Source organism: Planomonospora parontospora (genome assembly GCA_014647935.1).
In the GTDB taxonomy this organism is placed as follows: domain Bacteria; phylum Actinomycetota; class Actinomycetes; order Streptosporangiales; family Streptosporangiaceae; genus Planomonospora; species Planomonospora parontospora.
Genome location: BMQD01000008.1, coordinates 23,931 through 43,831, shown reverse-complemented (window position 1 = coordinate 43,831; position 19,901 = coordinate 23,931). Strand labels below are relative to the sequence as shown.

Sequence of the window (19,901 nt, the reverse complement as noted above, 5' to 3'; positions counted from 1 at the left end):
GGCGTGATTGGCCGCCGCCGCACCAGGAAAATCCTGGGTATGCGGACGGGAAAATAGCGTTCCGGCCTATAGTCCTAGGGTTCCCAGCGTCAGCCTCCCCCCGCGAGGCCCAGCCCCCGAGAGGGACCGAACGCATGAGCCTGTCGCCGGACCCCCCCGTCCGCCGCTCCGGCGGAGACCTGGCGGATTACGCGTCCCTGCTCCGCCGCCGCTGGCCGGCCCTCCTGCTCTGCCTCGCCGCCGGGACCGGCGGCGGCGGCGCCCTGCTGTGGGCCACCCCGCCCGCCTACACCGCCTCCACCTACGTCCTGGTGACCCCGACCGGCGTCCAGGAGCAGACCAACCAGGTGACCAACCGGCAGCGGGAGGCCCTCAACCTCGACACCGAGGCCCAGATCGCCCAGTCCGCCGTGGTCGCCAAGAAGGCCCAGGCCGCGCTCAAGAGCACTCCCGGCCCCGTCGACGTCGCCGTGCCGCCCAACACCTCGGTCCTGGAGATCTCCTACACCGCCGCCGATCCCAACAGCGCCGCCGCGGGGGCGAGCGCGTACGCCCAGGCCTACCTGGCGCACCGGCGCGAGGCCGCCGACGAGGCCCTGACCGTCCAGCTCAAGACGCTCCTGTCCAAGCTCAGGCAGGTCAACGAGAGCCTCACCGAGGTGGTCGCCGAACTGCCCGGGCTGGACCGGGGCACGGCCGACCACACCATCGCCCTGCAGCGGCGGAGCGTCCTCAGCCGCCAGGTCTACAACCTCACCGTCAAATACGACGCGCTCAAGACCGTCGCCGTCACCCCGGGTTCGGTGATCAGTGAGGCGGTCGCCCCGGACCGCCCCAGCACGCCCAGCCCTCCCCTGTACCTCGGCAGCGGATTCATGATCGGCCTGCTCGCCGGAGTCGGGCTCGCCTGGATCCGCGACCGCCTCGACACCCGGATCCGCGACCCCCGCGACCTCGCCCGCCTGACCGGCATCGACCTCGTCACCGGCCGGGAGGTGGCCGACCTGGCGGGCGCCGGCGGCGCCGTGCTGCTGGTCCCCCTGCCCGGGACGTCGTCCCAGGACGTGGCCCGGGCCGTACGGCAGCTGGGTGAGAGCCGCGTCCCGGTGCTCGGCGCGGTCGTCGCCGCGGAGGCGGCTCCCGACAAGCCCCGGGCCGTGCGCCTCGTCGAGCCCGCCGGGGGCACGCTGATCCCCTCGGGCGGCGGGAACCCCCGCGCCACCCTCCCCGAGGCCGACGCCACGGCCGAGATCGCCCTCTCCGACGTGCACGCCGCCCTGCGCGGGACCCCGCCCACCGGCAGGCGGGTGTTCCCCCCGTGACAGGCCCGCACCCGGCGAGCTGGCCCATCGCCGTGCTCCTCGTCGGCTACCCCGTCTGGTGGATGCTGGGCTTCGGCGGGCTGGCGGTGATCGTGCTCGCTCCGCCGATGGCGGTCGTCCTGTGGCGGCGACGGCCGATCCGGGTCCCGAAGGGGTTCGGGATCTGGCTGCTGCTGCTCGCCGGCTACCTCGTCAGCGCGCTCATGCTCGGCGAGATGCCACCGGACACCTACGGCGAGTTCGGCGCGGGGCGGATCATCGGCTACCTGATGCGCCTGGCCCTCTACGTCTCCATGACGATCATGGTCCTCTACCTGGGGAGCCTCACCGAGCACGAACTGCCGCAGCTCAGGCTGGTGCGCATGCTGGGCGCGCTGTTCGTCACGACCGTCGCGGGCGGCCTGCTGGGCGTGTTCGCGCCGCACGTGCAGTTCACCTCGCCCGTCGAACGGCTCCTGCCCGGATGGATCAGCGGCAACTCCTTCGTGCAGAACCTGATCCACCCCACCGCCGCCCAGGTGCAGAAGGTCCTCGGGCACGCCTCGCCCCGCCCCGAGGCGCCCTTCGAGTGGGCCAACGCCTGGGGCAGCAACCTCTCGGTCCTGCTCGTCTGGTTCGTGGTCGGCTGGTGGGTGTACGGCGGGCCGCACCGCCGCCTGGCCGCGCTCGTGCTGCTCGCCCTCGCCTCCATCCCGGTCGTCTACTCGCTCAACCGCGGCCTCTGGATCGGCCTGGGCGTCGCCGCCGCCTACCTGGTCCTGAGGACGAGCGCGCGGCGCCGCCTGGTGATGTGCGCGGCCGTCGCGGCGGGAGCGCTGGCCTTCGTCCTGAGCCCGCTCCAGCCGCTGGTCGCCCAGCGGCTGGACAACCCGCACAGCAACGACATCCGCGCCTTCACCGTGTCGTCCACCATCGCCGCGGCGGGCACCTCCCCCTTCATCGGCTACGGCAACAACCGCAACGCCCGGGGCAACTACCGGACGATCACCACCGGCAAGAGCGACTGGTGCGACACCTGCGGCCACCCGCCGCTGGGCAGCGACGGCCAGCTCTGGCACCTGATGATCACCCAGGGCTTCGTCGGCGCCGCGCTCTACGTCGCGTTCTTCGCCGGAGCCGTCCGGCGCCACTGGTCCGACCGCTCGCCGATCGGCGCGGCCGGCGTCCTGGTGATGATCCTCACCCTGCTCTACATGTTCGTCTACGACGGGCTGGTCACACCGCTCATCCTCTACCTGATCTCTTTCGCACTGCTCTGGAGGAACACCATGGCACGGGGGGCCACCGAATGAACGACGCCCGGGTCCGGCGGCGCTACCTCGACCGGACGATCAGCCTGCTGTTCCCCGGTCCCGGCGAGGACCGGCCGTACAGCCTGCTCCCGCACCCCCTGATCCCCCGCAGGCTCACCCCGCGGGCGTGGTGGCACCCCTGCGGCAGGGTCATGGTCCCCGCGGGGCGGGACAGCATCGAGACCCACCTGAGCGAGGTGCTGGGCATCCCGATCCGGGTGACCCTCCACGTGCGCCCCGCCCGGCGGGCCAACCGCAAACCCGTCCTGGAGGCCCGGGGCCCGGACGGCACGGTCGCCTTCGTCAAGATCGGCGACACCGACCGCACCCGCGAACTCGTCGCGCACGAGGCGCGGACGCTCGCCATGCTCGCCGAGACGCCGCTGAAGACCGTCATCCCGCCGACCGTGCTCCACCACGGCTCCTGGCGCGACCTGTCGGTCCTCGCGCTCTCCCCCCTGCCCGTACGGCGCGGCGCGGCCGGGGCGGACCTGCGCGCCGAGGCGATCCGTGAGATCAGCGGGATCGGCGGGGAGCGCTTCGCCTGGCACGGCGACTTCTCCCCGTGGAACATCGCGCGCGGCCCGGACGACCGGCTGCTGGTGTGGGACTGGGAGCGGTTCGGCACCGGCGTGCCGCTCGGCTTCGACGCGCTCCACCACTTCCTGCAGCGGGCCCTGCGCCGGATGGACCCGCCGACCGCCGCCCGCGCGTGCGTGGCGCAGGCATTGCCGCTGCTGGCCCCGTTCGGCCTGTCGGCGGGCGAGGCCCGGCTGACCGCGGTCCACTACCTGACCGCGCTGGCCCACCGGCACGCCGCCGACGGACACGAGCCGCTCGGCCCGCCCGCCGCATGGCTCAACCCGGTCGTCGACTCCCAGGAGGTCCTGGTGTGAAACCCGCGCTGAAACGCTCCGTGCACGCCGTGTCCCGGACCACGGGACGCCTCACCTCCGGCAACCGGATCCTGCCGTCCTTCCTGGTCGTCGGGGCGCAGCGCTCCGGCACGACCTCGCTCTACCGGGCGCTGGCCCGCCACCCGCTCGTGCTCAAGCCCGTCCTGCACAAGGGCGTGCACTACTTCGACGTGGCCTACGACCGCGGCCTGTCCTGGTACCGGGCGCACTTCCCGCTGCGGGGGGCGACCCTGCGCCTGTCCCGCCGCCACGGCCACCGCCCGCAGGCCTTCGAGTCGGCGCCCTACTACCTCTTCCACCCGCTGGCCGCCGCCCGGATCGCCGCGGACCTGCCGGGGGTGAAGCTGATCGTGCTGGTCCGCGACCCGGTCGAGCGCGCCTTCTCCGCGCACGCCCACGAGCTGGCCCGGGGTTTCGAGAGCGAACGCTGCTTCGCCAGAGCCCTGGAGCTGGAGGAGGAGCGGCTGGCCGGGGCGGAGGAGTCCCTCGTCGCCTCGCCGTACTCGACGCACCACGCCCACCGCCACCACGCCTACCTGGCCCGGGGCCGTTACGCCGAGCAGCTCGCCCGGGTGGAGCCCCTGATCGGCCGGGAGCGGATCCTCGTACTGGACAGCGGGGAGTTCTTCGCCCGGCCGGAGCCCGTCTACGACCGGGTGCTGCGGTTCCTCGGCCTGCCGCACCTCGGCGACCCGGTGTTCGACCGGCACAACGCCCGCCCCCGGCCCGCTCCGATGCCCCCGTCGCTCCGTCGCGAGCTGGCCGCCCGGTTCGAGGGGTCCGACGCCCTGCTGGCCCCCTGGCTCGGCGCGGAGCCGTCGTGGCGGTCCTGAGGCGGGGCGCGACCGGACCGGCCGGGGCCGCCCGCGCCGGGGACCGGGGTCCGGCCGCCCCCGCTCCCGCGGCACCGGCCTCCGGAGGCGGCCGGTGACCCCCGTACTGGTGACCGGGCTGCCCCGGAGCGGGACGAGCTGGACGGGCAGGATGCTCGCGGCGGGCGGCGAACTGGTCTACGTCAACGAGCCGCTCAACCCGCTGCCCCGGCCGGGCCGCTCCCCCGGCGTGCTCGACGCCGACGTCACCCACCGCTTCCAGTACATCTGCGCCGACGACGACGAGCCGTGGCTGCGGGCCTTCACCGACACCGTCTCCCTGCGCTACCGGTTCCTCGCCGAGCTCCGCCGCAACCGCGCGCCGTACGACCTGGCCCGCATGGTCCGGTACGGCACCGCGTTCACCCTCGGGCGGCTGACCGGTCGCCGGGCGCTGCTCGACGACCCGTTCGCGCTGTTCTCCGCGGGCTGGTTCGCCCACCGGCTGGGCTGCCGGGTGATCATCCTGGTCCGCGACCCGGTGGCGTTCGCCGGGAGCTGGCAGCGGCTCGGCTGGACGGTCTACTTCCACGAGCTGCTGGAGCAGCCGCTGCTGGTCCGGGACCACCCCCGAGTGGAGGAGCTGCGGCCGCTGGTCGGCTGCCAGGACCGGCTGCTCAAGAACGTCGCCCTGTGGCGGACGGCCGCGGCCGTCGCCGCCGACCTGGCCGCCCGGCACCCGGAGATCCTGCTGGTCCGCTACGAGGACCTGGCCGCCGCCCCGGTGGAGGGTTTCCGCCGCCTGTACGACTGGGCCGGCCTGACCTGGTCCGCGCGCGCCGAGGGACGCGTCCGCCGCGCCTGCACGGCCCCGGGCTCCACCGCCCGCGGCTTCGCCTGGCACGGCCTGTCCCGCACGGCCTACCGGCCGATGGACTCCCGCCGGGCCCTGGCCGAGGCGGGAGGCCGCCTCAGCGAGGAGGACGCCCGGCGGGTCAGGGAACTGGCCCGAGGTTGAGCCGCTGCCCCGGCGGACGCCGAGCGGCGGGAGACCCGGATCTTCAGGAGAACAGCCGCTTGAACAGGCAGACGGTGAGCAGTCTCAGCGCGAACGGCAGGTCGTCGACCAGGTAGCGACGGGCCAGCCGGCCCGGCTCGCTGAGCAGGCGGAAGAGCCACTCCAGCCCGGACCGCTGCATCCACTCCGGCGCCCGGCGCACGGCCCCGGCGGCGAAGGCGATGGCCGACCCGCAGCCGATGAACCAGGTCCCCGGCAGCTCCTCGCGGAGCGCCGCGATCAGCCGGTCCTGCTTGGGGAAGCCCAGCCCGACGAAGACCACCCGGGGCCCGGCGGCCACGATCGCCTCCCGGATCCGCTCGTAGCCCTCGGGGGTGTCCTCGAACCCGTACGGCGGCGCGTCCACCCCGGAGACGAGCAGACCCGGGTAGCGGTCCACCAGCCTGACCGCGGCCTGCTCCGCCACGCCCGGCGGACCGCCCAGCAGGTAGATCGGATAGCGGTAGAAGGCCGCCGCCTCCGACAGGGACCAGATCAGGTCCGCGCCGGTGATCCGGCCCGGGACGGGGGTGCCGAGCAGCCTCGCCGCCCACACCAGCGGCATGCCGTCGGCCACCGCGAGATCGGCGCCCTCGACCAGCCGGCGCAGTGCCTCGTCGCGGGCGACGGCCCGGCTGATGTCCACGTTCGGGGTGACGATGTGACCGCCCTCGCCCCGTTTCAACGCGGCCACCGCGTGGTCGACCACCTCGGTCTCGGTCATCGGGTCGATCGCGACGCCCGCCACCCGGACGCGGCGGCGGAGCCGCCTGCGGGTGGCCTTGTCCGGTCGCGGTCGCTGCCGCGGGACCGCCGCGCCCGCGGGGGCCGCCGACTTCCCCGGCCTCGCCGCCTGGGCCGGGTCCGCGGGGAGCGCCGACTTCACCGACTGCACCGGTTTCGCCGTCCTCCCCGGTCCGAACGGCCCGAACCGCCCGGCCGGGTCCTTCGGCCCCGCCGCCATCGCGAGGCACCCGTCCGCGGCCACCGGGGCGTGGCCTGCTCCGGCCCGCATCAGATGCCGTGTCCGTGGTGGTGCAGGCGGCTGAGGACCGCCTGGGCGGGCACCAGGCCGAGCGCCACGGCCAAGGCGATCGGCGCGCGGGGTTCGCCGCGCCTGGCGGTGAAGGCCCGCCAGGCCCAGCGGCCCGCCTCCCTCCGGCGGCCCAGGGCCGCGTGGTGGAAGGCGAGTTGGCCGTAGATCCGCGCCGCGCCGCGCGGGTCTACGGCCAGATCCGGGTGCCGGGCGAGCATCCACTCGAGACCGGCGATGCGATCGGCCCAGCGGGTCGCGTACATGGAGCCGCCCCAGCGCACCCGCACCAGCGGGCGGTCGACATGCACGATCGGATGGCGGCCGGCCGCGCGCAGGGCCAGGTCCCAGTCCTCGTTCTGGCCTCCGGGAGCGCTCTCGTCCACCCAGAGGGCTCCGCGCCGGAACAGGAACGTCGAGGAGTGGACCATCACCATGCGCGAGCGGACGAGCTGCTCACGGGTCACCCGGCAGGTGCCGGCCAGCCGCGGGACCCGCCGGGAACCGTACTCCACCTCGATGGCGCAGCTGGCGAACTCCGCCCCCGGCGCCGCCTCCACCGCCGCGACCTGCGCGTCGACCTTCCCCGGCAGCCACCGGTCGTCGTCGTCGCAGAAGGCCACCAGGTCGGTGCCGAGCGCGGCGATGCCGGTGTTGCGCGCCCCCGGCAGGCCGGGGGTGAACCGGTTGGCCAGCACCCGCACGCCGCGCTCCGGCGGCGGGGTCTCCCCCCGGACCGCCGGGGCCCGGCCCGCGAGGAGGTCGGCCACCTGGCCGGCCACCCGCGACGGGTCGCCGCCGTCGACGACGACGACGATCTCGACGGAGCCCGGGTAGTCCTGCGCGAGCGCGGCGCACGCGGCCGCGCGCAGCTGGTCGGGCCGATCTCCGCGCGTGGGGATGACCACGCCCACCGATGGACTCACGAGAGCCTCCAGGGATAGTCGTACTTGAGCATGAGGGGCCAGGTCAGTGCGGTGACCAGGCTCCGTTGCCGGGGCGGGGCGCCGGTGCGCCAGCCGTCGTCCCGCGTCAGGCCGATCCGGCCGACCGCGAACCGCATGGGGTTGCCCGAGGCGGTGTGCGCCACCGACAGCTCGGCCTCGCCGTCGCCGAGGAAGCCCAGGCTCGGGCGGACGCCGAGCCCCGCGGCCAGGCGCCGCAGCGTCCTGGCGGGAGAGCCCAGCAGGTCCTCGTAGCGGATCCGGGTGACGGGCACGCCCTCACGGGCCAGCAGCTCGAGACCGAGGTTCTGGGTCAGCCAGTGCAGCGAGGTCCGGGCGGGCGACCAGACCGTCATGGGGACGCCGTCCTCCGGGCGTGCGACCCGGCGCCGCCAGGAGTACGCGACCGCGCGGGGGTCGCGCACGACGTGCACGACGTGCACGTCGACTCCGGCCGCCGCCAGGCAGAACGCCAGGGAGGCGTGTTTGCTGGAATCGACGACGACCGGGCTGTCCGCGACCTCGGCCGCCGCCTCGTAGAGCCTGCGGTAGGCGACGGCGTACTCGCCCAGCTCCTCGGTCACGGTCGGCGACCGCCACACCCCGGCGCCCGCCCGCTCCTCGGCGAGCAGCCGGGCCAGGCCCGGGATCCGCCGGGTGCGGTCCACCCGGCGCCTCAGCTCGAGCACCCGCTCGGCCCGCTCCGCGGACCACCCGCCGAACGCGCGGTCACCGACCTTCAGCCAGAAGGGGCACGCGCCGAACGGCTCGCCGCAGCCGCAGGCCTCGTCCGCCAGCACACCCCGTGCCCAGAGGTGGACCACCTCGCCGAGGGCGACGCAGCCGGGGAGCTCCCCGAGCAGGCGCTCCAGCAGCGTGGTTCCGCTACGGCCAAGCCCACCCAGGAAGACCACCCGGGTGGGCTGCGGACGAACAGACACAGGCACGAATCCTCACCGTTATGGATACGGAACGTGCCGACGATATCGCGGAGAGTAACCTCGTAGTCAGTGAACGGTCAAAGGATCTACCTACGGTGGGTGACCGGCCGGTTACCGCGCCTCGACGATCATGCCTGCCGCGACGGTGTTGTTGGTGGCCTCGTCCACGAGGATGAAACCGCCGGTGAGCCGGTTGCGCGCGTAGTCGTCCACGAACAGCGGCTGGGTGACGCGCAGCGAGACGCGGCCGATCTCGTTCAGGCCGAGCGCGGTCGCCGACTCGTCGCGGTGCAGGGTGTTGACGTCGAGCCGGTAGTGCAGGTCCCGCACAAGCGCGCGGGCCGTCCTGGTGGTGTGCTTGATCGTCAGCTTCGTGCGCGGGGCCAGCTTGGACGCGTCGGTCATCCAGCACACCATCGCCTCCACCTCCTGCGCGACGTGCGGCTGGTTGTTCGGGCGGCAGATCATGTCGCCGCGCGAGATGTCGATGTCGTCCTCCAACCGGAGGGTGACCGACATCGGCGCGAACGCCTCCTCCACCGGGCCGTCGAACGTGTCGATGGACGCGATGCGCGTGGTCAGCCCGGACGGCAGGTGCACGATCTCGTCACCGGGCTTGAGCACGCCGCCCGCCACCTGTCCCGCGTAGCCCCGGTAGTCGTGGAAGGCCGGGTCGGTCGCCTTCTGCGGGCGGATGACGTACTGCACGGGGAAGCGCACGTCGACCAGGTTCCGGTCGGAGGCGATGTGCACGTTCTCCAAGTGGTGCAGGAGCGACGAGCCGTTGTACCACGGCATGTTCTCCGACCGGGAGACCACGTTGTCGCCGTGCAGCGCGGAGATCGGGATGAACGTCAGGTCCGGCGCGTTCAGCTTCGAGGCGAACGCGGTGAACTCCTCGCGGATCTCCTCGAACCGCTCCTGGGAGTAGCCGACCAGGTCCATCTTGTTGACGGCCAGCACCAGGTGGGGGACGCGCAGCAGCGTCGTCAGGAACGCGTGCCGGCGCGACTGCTCCAGCACGCCCTTGCGCGCGTCGATCAGCACGACCGCCAGGTCCGCCGTGGAGGCGCCGGTGACCATGTTCCGGGTGTACTGGATGTGCCCGGGGGTGTCGGCGATGATGAACTTGCGCTTGGGGGTGGCGAAGTAGCGGTAGGCCACGTCGATCGTGATGCCCTGCTCCCGCTCCGCCCGCAGGCCGTCCGTGAGCAGCGACAGGTCGGTGTACTCGGTGCCCCGGTCGCGGGAGGTGCGCTCGACCGCCTCGAGCTGGTCCTCGAAGATCGCCTTGGAGTCGAAGAGCAGCCGCCCGATCAGGGTCGACTTCCCGTCGTCGACACTTCCCGCGGTGGCGAAGCGAAGGATGTCCATCAGTTCTGCTCTCCAGAGGTCGTACGGCGTGCGCGGGGGGACGGGGAGGGGAGGTGCCGCATCAGAAGTAGCCCATCCGCTTGCGGTCCTCCATCGAGGCCTCGGAGGCGCGGTCGTCGGCGCGGGTGGCGCCCCGCTCGGTGATCCGGGTCGCGGCGATCTCCTCGATGATCTCCTCGACGGTCGCCGCGGCGGACTGCACGGCGCCGGTGCAGGTGATGTCGCCGACCGTGCGGTAGCGGACCGTCATCTCCACGAGTTGCTCGTCCTCGTCCCGGGTGACGAACTCGCTGTCGGCCAGCAGCATGCCGTCGCGCTCGAACACCTTGCGCGTGTGCGCGTAGTAGATCGACGGGATCTCGATGCCCTCACGCCGGATGTAGTCCCAGATGTCCAGCTCGGTCCAGTTGGAGAGCGGGAAGACCCGGATGTGCTCGCCCTTGCGGATCTTGGCGTTGTAGAGGTTCCACAACTCCGGCCGCTGGTTCTTCGGGTCCCACTGGCCGAAGTCGTCGCGGAAGGAGAACACCCGCTCCTTCGCGCGGGCCTTCTCCTCGTCGCGGCGGGCGCCGCCGAACACCGCGTCGAACTCGTTGTCCTCGATCGCGTCCAGCAGCGTGGTGGTCTGCAGCCGGTTGCGGGAGGCCCGGCGGCCGGTCTCCTCCACCACGCGCCCGGCGTCGATCGAGTCCTGGACGGACGCCACGACCAGGCGCGCGCCCAGCTCCGCGGCCCGCCGGTCGCGGAACTCGATGACCTCGGAGAAGTTGTGGCCGGTGTCCACGTGCATCAGCGGGAACGGGATCGGCGCGGGCCAGAACGCCTTCTCCGCGATGCGGAGCATCACGATGGAGTCCTTGCCCCCCGAGAAGAGCAGACACGGTCGCTCGAACTCCGCCGCCACCTCACGCATGATGTGGATGGCCTCCGCCTCGAGGACATCGAGCTGCGACGTGGTGTAGTCGCGCTGAAGCATCTGACTCTCCCATCGGGGATTGGGGGTGCGCCCCTATCGGTGCAGATCCCGGATTCCGGCGAGCAGCGTTGGCGCCAGTCCTGGTAGGGATACCAGAATATCCGGTAGTGAGGGGTCGTCCTGGTTGTAGGTCAGCGCGGAGCCGTCGATCCGGCTCGCATGGGCCCCGGAGGCCAGCGCCACCGCGACCGGAGCCGCCGAATCCCACTCGTACTGACCCCCGGCGTGCACGTACGCCTCCACCTCTCCGGTCAGCACCGCGGAGATCTTCGCCCCCGCCGAGCCGATCGGCACCAGATCCGCGCCGACGAGGTAGGCGAGCTTCTGGACGAACTCCGGCGGACGCGTCCGGCTAACCGCGATCCGCACCCGGCCGCCGCCCGGCCGCGCGACCGGGTCCTGGCCCGGATCTGCTTCCGGACCGGCGGGCGGCCCGGGCAGCACCGGCGGCTCCGCCGTGGAGAGCGTCCTGCCCTGCGCGGGCAGCGCCACCGCTCCGGCGGTCAGCACGCCCCGCTCCCACAGCGCCACGTGGACCGCCCAGTCCTGGCGGCCCTCCTCGGCGAACTCGCGGGTGCCGTCCAGCGGGTCGACGATCCACACCCGCTCCGCCGACAGGCGGCGGGAGTCGAGGCGCTCCTGCTGGGTCGCCTCCTCCGACAGCACGCTGTCACTCGGGCGCAGCCGCGCCAGGGCCTCCATCAGGAACCGGTGCGACTCGGCGTCGCCCCGCGCACGCAGCGCGGACGGATCGCCGAAGCCCTCCTCGTCCCGCAGCGCCAGCAGCCTCTCGCCGGCCTCGGCCGCCAGATCCCCGGCCAGGACATGATCGTCGCGAATCGTCATCAGTATGCTCCAGCCCCTCGCGCGACAGCCGACCAAGTCTTCCACAGGATCTGCAGGTCCAGCATGAGGGACCAGTTCTCCACGTAACGCAGGTCCAACCTGACCGATTCCTCCCAGCTCAGGTCCGACCTCCCGCTCACCTGCCACAGCCCCGTCATCCCCGGCCGGACCAGCAGCCGGCGCCGGACGTCGTCACCGTACCGGGCCACCTCCTCCGGCAGCGGCGGCCGGGGGCCCACCAGCGACATGTGGCCGAGCACCACGTTGATCAGCTGCGGCAGCTCGTCCATGGAATGGCGGCGCAGCCAGGCGCCGACCGGGGTCACCCGCGGATCGTTCCGGATCTTGAACAGCACCCCCCCGTCGTCGCTCATCAGAGTGATCTTCCGCTGCTCCGCGTCGGTCACCATCGTCCGGAACTTGTAGATCATGAACTCCGCGCCGTCCCGGCCCACCCGCGTCTGCCGGAACAGCACCGGCCCCGGTCCCGACATCCGCACGGCCAGCGCCAGCGCCAGCAGCAGCGGCGACAGCAGCACCAGCAGCGCCCCCGCCCCCACCCGGTCGAAGAGCATCTTGACCACCTGCCGCAGCCCCGCGAGCTCCGGATGGTCGACGTGCAGCAGCGGCAGGCCCGCCACCGGGCGGATCGTGGTCCGCGGCCCCGCCACCTCCATCAGCGCCGGAGCCACCACCAGGTCCGTGTGCGTCTTCTCCAGCCGCCAGGCCAGCCGCCGCAGCGCCGTACCGTCCATCTCCGGGCAGGCCAGCACCGCCACCGTGTCCGCCTCCGCCTGCCCCACCACCAGCGGCACGTCCGACAGGCCGCCCAGCACCGGCACCCCCGCCACCTCGGGACCGCCGCCGCGCGGCACGCACACCCCCACGACCTCCATGCCGTGGTAGCGCTCCCGGCGCAGCCGGTCGACCAGCTCCGCCGCCGCCGCCCGGTGGCCCACCGCCACCACCCGCCGCATGCATCCGCCCCGTGCCCGCCTCCGATGCAGGGACCGGCGCAGGCGGTAGCGCGCCAGCAGCGTCAGAGCCGTGGCCAGCGGCACCGCCAGCACCACGTAACCGCGCGCCACGTCGGTCTTCGTCACGTACGCGCCGACCGCGAGCGCAGCAGTGATCATGAAACCGCACTGCAGGACCCGCTGGAACTCCTCCGGGCCCAGACCGATCAGCCTCGCCTCATAAGCCCGGTTCAACGCGATCGCGCACACCCACACCACGGGCAGCGCCGCGCTCAGCACCACATAGGGGACGACGTACGGCGTGACCTCGCCGAACCGCACGAAGAACGCCAGAGCGCCGGAGAGGGAGGCGCACCCGAAGTCGGCGACGACCGCTCGCGCCCGGTGCCCGCGCACCCAGAGCGGCTCCCGCCAACGCGCCGCCGGCACGGACCCGGACACCACATGGAGAGCCGTTACGTCGCGCACGCACCCCTCCGCGTAACCATTCGTCTACTGACAGTAATGGAATGGTATCGGCGAGGAGAAAGAAGGGAGGGCGAACGCCGGAACGCACGCCCCGGCGCGCCGTCCGCCGGGTCCGCTAGCGGGGCGGGCCCGACAGCTTCAGATCGACGGCGTGGAAGGTGTTCTGCGTCGCCTCGAGCCCCACCCGGACCAGCGACTCCACCACATCCGCCGCCCGGTCCACCAGGAACGCCAGGTCCTTGCGCTCCGCGGTCGCGAAATCCCGCAGGACGTACGCCGCCGTGTCCATCCGGCCCGGCGGGCGGCCGATGCCGAACCGCACCCGCAGGTAGTCACGCGTCGCCAGCGACTTCGTGATCGACTTCAGCCCGTTGTGACCGTTGTCGCCTCCGCCCAGCTTCGCCCGGAGCGCGCCGTACGGCACGTCCAGCTCGTCGTGGACGACGACCACCCGCGCCGGATCGACCTTGTAGAAGTCCGCCAGCGCCTTCACCGGGCCGCCGGACAGGTTCATGAACGACAGCGGTTTGGCCAGGACCGCCGGGGCGCCCGCCAACCGGCCCTCCAGCACCTCGGCCCGCGACCGGTGCGCCTTGAACCGCCCCCCGGCCCGCGCGGCCAGCTCGTCCAGCACCATGAACCCGGCGTTGTGCCGGTTCCCGGCGTACTCCGGCCCCGGATTCCCCAGGCCGACCACCAGCCAGCGGTCCACGGCCGGCACCCCTTCCATGCGCGTCAGGGCAGCCCGCTCCCGGGCCGCCCTGACAGGTGTAGCAGAGAGAACTTACTCGGCGGACTCGCCCTCGGCGGCCTCCGCGGACTCGCCCTCGGCGGCCTCGGCGGACTCGCCCTCGGCGGCCTCGCCCTCGGCCGGCTCGGCGGCCTGCTCACCGGCGATGATCAGGACCAGCGCCTCCGGGTCGGCCGCCAGCGTCGTGCCCTTCGGCAGCTTCAGGTCGCCGGCGGTGATCTGGGTGCCGACCGCCAGGCCCGCGACGTCGACCTCGACGCCCTCGGGGATGTGCGTCGCCTCGGTCTCGACCGAGACCGAGACCATCTGCTGGTCCATCATGCCCTCGGAGACCTCGCCGACCACGTTGACCGGGATGTCGACGGTGACCTTCTCGCCGCGCTTGACCAGCAGCAGGTCGACGTGCTCCAGGAAGCCCTTGATCGGGTCGCGCTGCACGCCCTTCGGGATCGCCAGCTCGTCGACCGCGCCCTCGAGACGGATCAGCACGTTCGGCGTGCGCAGGGCCAGCAGCAGCTCGTGGCCCGGCAGGGACAGGTGGCGGGGGTCCGTGCCGTGCCCGTAGAGGACGACGGGCACCTTGTGCTCGCGGCGGATCTTGCGGGCGGCGCCCTTGCCGAAACCGGTGCGCGACTCGGCGGCGATGACTACTTCAGACACGGCAGATCTCCTAGGGATCCTCGACGGTGAAAGCGCGCTCCCCCTCACCCGCCCTAGCGGAAGGCGTTACGAGCGCGCGCAACCTGCACAGCCTATCGGCTCGTCGCAGGGCTTCGTCCGCCTCCCCGCGGGAGACGGACGGGAATCCCGGCGGACGCGCCTAGCTGTCGCCCTCGAACATGCTCGTCACCGAGCCGTCGCTGAACACCTCGGTGATCGCCCGCGCGATCAGCGGCGCGATCGACAGGACGGTCAGGTTGTCGAACCGCTTGTCCTCCGCCAGCGGGAGCGTGTTCGTGACGATGACCTCGGAGATGCGCGAGTTCTTCAACCGGTCCACCGCCGGGTCGGAGAAGACCGCGTGCGTCGCCGCCACCACCACGTCGGTCGCGCCCTGCTCGTACAGCGCGTCCGCCGCCTTGCAGATCGTGCCCGCCGTGTCGATCATGTCGTCGATCAGCACGCAGGTGCGGCCCCGCACCCGGCCGACCACCTCGTTCACCTTCACCTGGTTGGCCACGTCCAGGTCGCGGCGCTTGTGGATGAAGGCCAGCGGAGTGCCCAGCGTGTCCGCCCAGCGCTCCGAGAGCCGCACCCGGCCGGTGTCCGGCGACACCACCGTGGTGTTGGCCAGGTCCAGCTTGTCCTTGAGGTAGTTGACCAGCACCGGCATCGCGAACAGGTGGTCCACCGGGCCGTCGAAGAAGCCCTGGATCTGCGAGGTGTGCAGGTCGATCGACATCAGCCGGTCGGCCCCGGCGGTCTTGAACAGGTCGGCCATCAGCCGGGCCGTGATCGGCTCGCGGCCCCGGCCCTTCTTGTCCTGCCGGGCGTAGCCGAAGAAGGGCATGATCACGGTGATCCGCTTGGCGGAGGCGCGCTTGAGCGCGTCCACCATGATCAGCTGCTCCATGATCCACTGGTTGATCGGCCCGGTGTGGCTCTGGATCACGAACGCGTCGCAGCCCCGGACCGACTCCTGGTAACGCGCGTAGATCTCGCCGTTGGCGAAGTCACGCAACGTGGTCGGGGCGATCCCGATCCCCAGGTGACTGGCCACCTCCTCCGCCAGCTCCGGATATCCGCGCCCGGAGAAGAACATCAGTTTCTTCTCACCGGTCTGCTTGATGCTGCTCATTCGGAGGTGCTCCCCTGCTGATCTCCGGCCTCGGCGGCCCGCTGCGCCGCCTGCGCCGATCTGGTGCCCGGGCGCTTGCGCACCGTCCACCCTTCGATATTTCGCTGCCGGCCGCGGGCCACCCCGATCGCCCCGGCGGGGACGTCGGAGTCGATGACCGAACCCGCGGCGGTGTAGGCGCCGTCGCCGATGTTCACCGGCGCGACGAGCATGGTGTCGCACCCGACGAAGGCGTGGTCGCCCACCGTCGTGTGGTGCTTGTTCACTCCGTCGTAGTTGACGAAGATCGAGGAGGCGCCGATGTTCGCCCCGGCGCCGATCGTGGCGTCGCCCACGTAGGACAGGTGCGGCACCTTCGAGCCCTCGCCCACCCGGGCGTTCTTCAGCTCGACGTACGTCCCCGCCTTGGCCCCGCGGGCCAGCACGCTGCCCGGCCGCAGGTAGGCGTACGGCCCGACCGTCGCCTCCGGACCCACCTCCGCCTCCACGCAGACCGCGTTGCGGACCACCGCCCCCTCGCCGACGACCGTGTCGGTCAGCGTCGAGGCCGGGCCGATCTCGGCGCCCTCCCCGACGGTCGTACGGCCCTGCAGCTGGGTGCCCGGATGGACCACCACGTCCTGCCCCAGCACGACGTCCACGTCGACCCACGTGCTGGCCGGGTCGACCACCGTCACACCCGCCCGCATGTGCCCCTCCAGCAGCCGGGCGTTGAGCACCCGGCGCGCGAACGCCAGCTGCACCCGGTCGTTGACGCCCTCCACCTCGACGTAGTCCGCCGCGACGTGCGCGCCCACCCGGTGGCCGTCCTCGCGCAGGATGGACAGCACGTCGGTGAGGTACTCCTCACCCTGGGCGTTGGAGGCCGACACCCGCTTGACCGCGTCGGCCAGCAGCAGGCCGTCGAACGCGTAGACGCCGGAGTTCATCTCCCTGATCGCCCGCTGCTCCGGGCTCGCGTCCTTCTCCTCGACGATCGCCAGGACCGCCCCCGAGGAGTCGCGGACGATCCGCCCGTACCCGTACGGGTCGGGGACCTCCGCGGTGAGCACGGTGACGGCGTTGCCGTCCTCGGCGTGCCGCTCCAGCAGGCCCGCCAGGGTGCCGGTGCGCAGCAGCGGCGTGTCCCCGTAGGTCACCAGGACCGTGCCGGCGACCGTGCCGACGGCCTCCAGGACCGTCCGCACCGCGTGGCCGGTCCCCTTCTGCTCCTCCTGGACCACGGCCAGCGCGTCGGGGCTGCTCACCTCCAGGTGCGCCCGGACCCGCTCCCGCTCGTGGCCGATGACGACGATCAGTCGCTCGGGCTCCAGCCCCCGGGCGGCGGTGAGCATGTGGTCGACCAGCGTGCGGCCGCACAGCTCATGAAGGATCTTGGGTGTTCTCGACTTCATCCGGGTGCCCTCGCCTGCGGCGAGGACGATGACGGCGGCCGGGCGCGGCACACTCACGGGCGAGGCTCCCTCGGCATCGCGGCTGAGACATGACGAAACGGGGTGACTCGCGGCTACCGCCAGGGCACCGCACCGTCACCCGCTCGACAACGTGAGGATACCTTCCCCCCGGGGATCCCCCCAGCCGACCAGCCGCTTACCAAACCGGACAAATATCACAGCTCCGGCACCAGGACTCGAACCTGGACAACAAGGACCAAAACCTTGGGGGCTGCCAATTACCCAATGCCGGATCGATCCGACAATTCGGACGGATCCCGAAGGCCGGACACCCCTACGATACCGAGCCCTCCCGCTCCGGTGCGCGCCGATCTCCGCCTTCCCCGGCCCTACCCGGCCGGACGCCCACCGTACGGCCGCGGTAGACGCGGAGGCGGGCCGGGATTACCGATCAGCGGGCAGGGCAGGCGGGAAGGTGATGGGACCCCTAGCAGGCCGGCCCGAGGGCGGCGAGTCACGGCGACGTCAGGAAATCGCCGGAAAAGAGTCCTGTTCACGGCGTTGGCGCTTTAGGGGTTCTAACTTACTGTTGCGTAGGTTACGGTTGCGTAGGCAAGCAATACGCACCACCTTCCCGATCTCATGAGGTACCGCATGACAGTCGTATCCGAACGCCCCGCACCGGGTCCCAAGCCGGAGATCGACCCGGAGCCGAAGACGCTCCCCGAACTCATCACCTTCGGCGTGGTCGTGGCCGCGCCGCTGGTCGCCCTGGTCGCCGCGATCCCGTTCGCCTGGGGCTGGGGGCTGGGCTGGGTCGACATCGCGATCGCCGCCGTCTTCTACGTGGTGTCCGGACTGGGGGTGACGGTCGGGTTCCACCGCTACTTCACCCACGGCTCGTTCAAGGCGAAGCGCCCGCTGAAGCTGGCGCTGGGGATCGCGGGCAGCATCTCCCTGGAGATGTCGGTGCTCGACTGGGTGGCCACCCACCGCAAGCACCACAAGTTCTCCGACAAGGAGGGCGACCCGCACTCGCCGTGGCGGTTCGGGCCTGGCTTCTGGTCGATGGCCAAGGGCCTGCTCTGGGCGCACATGGGCTGGCTGTTCGAGACGCACCGCACGAACCGGGAGAAGTACGCCCCGGATCTGCTGAAGGACCCGGACATCATCAGGCTGCACAAGTGGTTCCCGGTGCTGGCGATCACCTCGATGACGGCCCCGGCGGTCCTGGGCGGGCTGCTGACCTGGTCCTGGTGGGGCGCGGTGACGGCCTTCTTCTGGGGCACGCTGATCCGGATCGGGCTGCTGCACCACGTGACGTGGTCGATCAACTCCATCTGCCACGTCTTCGGCGAGGAGGCGTTCGAGTCCCGCGACAAGTCCCGCAACGTGTGGTGGCTGGCCATCCCGTCCTTCGGTGAGTCCTGGCACAACCTGCACCACTCCGACCCGACCTGCGCCCGCCACGGCGCGCTGAAGGGTCAGATCGACCTCAGCGCCGGGGTGATCCGCTGGTTCGAGAAGGCGGGCTGGGCCTACGACGTCCGCTGGCCGACGCCGGAGCGCCTGGCGGCGAAGCGCATTGGAGGCTGACCGGCCCGCGGGGTCCGTTCCGGCGGGCCCGGTGGCGACGGCCGTCCCGGGTCCGCCCGTCCCGGTGGGTCCGGCGGGCGGGTCCGGAGGTCCGCCCGTCCCGGTGGGCCCGGCGGCGTCGACCGGCCGGGCCCCGGCCGTCCCGCGGACCGCTCGGCGAAGCGCCCCGGGGACCGCCCTGGCGGTCCTTCCCGGCGCGGCGCTCGCGGCGGCTCCGTCCCGTACGGTGCCCGCCTCCCCGGTCGCCGGCGTCATCATTGAACGTGTGAACGAACCTCGGCGGCGGATGACCGGTAAGGAGCGCAGGGAGCAGCTGATCCAGGTCAGCCGCACCCTGTTCGCAGAGAAGGGGTTCGACGGCACGTCGGTGGAGGAGATCGCGGCGAGCGCCCACGTCTCCAAGCCGGTGGTCTACGAGCACTTCGGCGGCAAGGAGGGCGTCTACGCGGTCGTCGTCGACCGGGAGATGCAGAAACTGCTGAGCATGGTGACGGAGGCGCTGTCGGCCTCGCACGCCCTGGTGAAGCTCGAGCGGGCGGCGCTGGCGTTGCTGGCGTACGTCGAGGAGAACAGCGAGGGTTTCCGGATCCTGGTGCGCGACTCGCACGCGGCGTCGGGGACGGGCACGTTCGCCAGTCTGATCAACGACATCGCCAGCCAGGTCGAGGACGTCATGGTGGCCGAGTTCGCGGGCCGCGGTTACGACCCGAAGCTGGCGCCGATGTACGCGCAGATGCTGGTGGGCATGGTGGCGCTGACCGGCCAGTGGTGGCTGGACGTGCGCACGCCGTCGCGCGAGGAGGTGGCCGCGCATCTGGTCAACCTCTCCTGGAACGGCCTGACGGGCCTGGATCCGCGTCCTCGGCTGACGGCGACCTCCCGGGAGGCGGAGAGGCGGCGTCCGGTGGCGCCGCGGCCGACGGACAAGGAGCTGCGGGAGCGGGAGAAGGCGCGCGAGCGGGAGCTCAAGGAGCTGGAGAGGATCCGCGAGCGGGAGCAGCGCGAGGCGGAGAAGCTGGCGCGCGAGCAGGAGAAGGCGCGGCAGCGGGAGCTGCGGGAGCGGGAGAAGGCGCGCGAGCGGGAGCTCAAGGAGCAGGAGCGGCTGCTGCGCGAGCAGGAGAAGGCCCGTGAGCGGGAGTTGCGGGAGCTGGAGAAGATCCGGCTCCGGGAGGCGCGGGCGGCCGAGCGGGAGGCCGCGAGGCTGGCGAAGGCGGCCGGGCGGGAGGCGGAACAGGAGGCTTCCCGCTCCCGGGAGTGAGCTTCCCTCTCCCAGGAGCGGGCTTCCCCGCCCCCGGGAGGAGGCTTCCCGGCCTCCGAGAGCGGGCTTCCCCCGCCTCAGGTGCGGGATTTCCGCCCCTGAGGTCGGGAAGGCGGGAGAAGCAACAGCGTCCGTTGAGCCGTAG

18 protein-coding genes and 1 tRNA gene are annotated in these 19,901 nt (G+C 72.3%); 7 read left to right on the top strand and 12 right to left on the bottom strand.

Translation table 11 applies throughout. The features are described from left to right. Positions 1-134: 134 nt before the first annotated feature. From IEZ07_RS14305 to IEZ07_RS14285, 5 genes are all read left to right on the top strand, one after another. Positions 135-1,322 carry a YveK family protein gene (locus IEZ07_RS14305; RefSeq protein ID WP_191895213.1) on the top strand — a complete coding sequence of 396 codons (1,188 nt, stop codon included), beginning with the start codon at positions 135-137 and terminating at the stop codon, positions 1,320-1,322. Continuing rightward, on the top strand, positions 1,319-2,614 hold the full coding sequence (locus IEZ07_RS14300; protein ID WP_191895212.1) for an O-antigen ligase family protein: 1,296 nt from the start codon (positions 1,319-1,321) through the stop codon (positions 2,612-2,614). The genes IEZ07_RS14305 and IEZ07_RS14300 overlap by 4 nt, the downstream gene beginning before the upstream one ends. After that, a complete protein-coding gene (locus IEZ07_RS14295; RefSeq protein ID WP_191895211.1) occupies positions 2,611-3,510 on the top strand; it encodes a hypothetical protein in 900 nt (299 codons plus the stop codon). The genes IEZ07_RS14300 and IEZ07_RS14295 overlap by 4 nt, the downstream gene beginning before the upstream one ends. Then, entirely contained in the window at positions 3,507-4,364 is an 858-nt protein-coding gene (locus tag IEZ07_RS14290) for a sulfotransferase family protein (RefSeq protein WP_239320026.1), read from the top strand. The genes IEZ07_RS14295 and IEZ07_RS14290 overlap by 4 nt, the downstream gene beginning before the upstream one ends. A gap of 94 nt (positions 4,365-4,458) precedes the next feature. After that, a complete protein-coding gene (locus IEZ07_RS14285) occupies positions 4,459-5,361 on the top strand; it encodes a sulfotransferase (protein WP_191895209.1) in 903 nt (300 codons plus the stop codon). Positions 5,362-5,404: 43 nt separating this feature from the next. On the opposite strand, the gene IEZ07_RS14280 is transcribed toward IEZ07_RS14285, so the two are convergent. The 12 genes from IEZ07_RS14280 to IEZ07_RS14225 form a co-directional block, all read right to left on the bottom strand. After that, positions 5,405-6,415, bottom strand: a complete 1,011-nt coding sequence (locus IEZ07_RS14280; protein WP_239320027.1) for a WecB/TagA/CpsF family glycosyltransferase — start codon at positions 6,413-6,415, stop codon at positions 5,405-5,407. Beyond that, positions 6,415-7,359, bottom strand: coding sequence for a glycosyltransferase family 2 protein (locus IEZ07_RS14275; protein WP_191895208.1), 945 nt, complete (start codon positions 7,357-7,359; stop codon positions 6,415-6,417). Before IEZ07_RS14275 ends, IEZ07_RS14280 begins: the two co-directional genes overlap by 1 nt. Beyond that, on the bottom strand, positions 7,356-8,318 hold the full coding sequence (locus IEZ07_RS14270) for a sulfotransferase family protein (protein WP_191895207.1): 963 nt from the start codon (positions 8,316-8,318) through the stop codon (positions 7,356-7,358). The genes IEZ07_RS14275 and IEZ07_RS14270 overlap by 4 nt, the downstream gene beginning before the upstream one ends. 111 nt (positions 8,319-8,429) lie before the next feature. Beyond that, a complete protein-coding gene (gene cysN, locus IEZ07_RS14265) occupies positions 8,430-9,692 on the bottom strand; it encodes a sulfate adenylyltransferase subunit CysN (protein ID WP_191895206.1) in 1,263 nt (420 codons plus the stop codon). 61 nt (positions 9,693-9,753) lie between these two features. After that, a complete protein-coding gene (gene cysD / locus IEZ07_RS14260; protein ID WP_191895205.1) occupies positions 9,754-10,668 on the bottom strand; it encodes a sulfate adenylyltransferase subunit CysD in 915 nt (304 codons plus the stop codon). 33 nt (positions 10,669-10,701) lie between these two features. Continuing rightward, a complete protein-coding gene (locus IEZ07_RS14255) occupies positions 10,702-11,514 on the bottom strand; it encodes a 3'(2'),5'-bisphosphate nucleotidase CysQ (RefSeq protein WP_191895204.1) in 813 nt (270 codons plus the stop codon). Continuing rightward, the gene (locus tag IEZ07_RS14250; RefSeq protein WP_191895203.1) at positions 11,514-12,920 is read right to left on the bottom strand and encodes a sugar transferase; all 1,407 of its coding nucleotides are present in this window, start codon (positions 12,918-12,920) and stop codon (positions 11,514-11,516) included. The genes IEZ07_RS14255 and IEZ07_RS14250 overlap by 1 nt, the downstream gene beginning before the upstream one ends. Before the next feature lie 154 nt (positions 12,921-13,074). Further along, positions 13,075-13,689 (bottom strand): aminoacyl-tRNA hydrolase, encoded by a 615-nt coding sequence (gene pth / locus IEZ07_RS14245; RefSeq protein ID WP_191895202.1) that lies wholly within the window; start codon positions 13,687-13,689, stop codon positions 13,075-13,077. Between the two features lie 54 nt (positions 13,690-13,743). Continuing rightward, positions 13,744-14,370, bottom strand: a complete 627-nt coding sequence (locus IEZ07_RS14240) for a 50S ribosomal protein L25/general stress protein Ctc (protein ID WP_191895201.1) — start codon at positions 14,368-14,370, stop codon at positions 13,744-13,746. A gap of 160 nt (positions 14,371-14,530) precedes the next feature. Next, complete coding sequence (locus IEZ07_RS14235; RefSeq protein ID WP_068901092.1) at positions 14,531-15,508, bottom strand: ribose-phosphate diphosphokinase; 978 nt, start codon at positions 15,506-15,508, stop codon at positions 14,531-14,533. Continuing rightward, positions 15,505-16,959, bottom strand: a complete 1,455-nt coding sequence (gene glmU, locus IEZ07_RS14230; RefSeq protein WP_191895200.1) for a bifunctional UDP-N-acetylglucosamine diphosphorylase/glucosamine-1-phosphate N-acetyltransferase GlmU — start codon at positions 16,957-16,959, stop codon at positions 15,505-15,507. Before glmU ends, IEZ07_RS14235 begins: the two co-directional genes overlap by 4 nt. A gap of 164 nt (positions 16,960-17,123) precedes the next feature. Beyond that, positions 17,124-17,195, bottom strand: a tRNA-Gln gene (locus IEZ07_RS14225). A 361-nt stretch (positions 17,196-17,556) separates the two neighbouring features. Here IEZ07_RS14225 and IEZ07_RS14220 point away from each other — a divergent pair. Then, positions 17,557-18,498 carry an acyl-CoA desaturase gene (locus tag IEZ07_RS14220; protein WP_068901090.1) on the top strand — a complete coding sequence of 314 codons (942 nt, stop codon included), beginning with the start codon at positions 17,557-17,559 and terminating at the stop codon, positions 18,496-18,498. A 265-nt stretch (positions 18,499-18,763) separates the two neighbouring features. Beyond that, positions 18,764-19,756, top strand: coding sequence for a TetR/AcrR family transcriptional regulator (locus IEZ07_RS14215; protein WP_275413818.1), 993 nt, complete (start codon positions 18,764-18,766; stop codon positions 19,754-19,756). Positions 19,757-19,901: the final 145 nt, after the last annotated feature.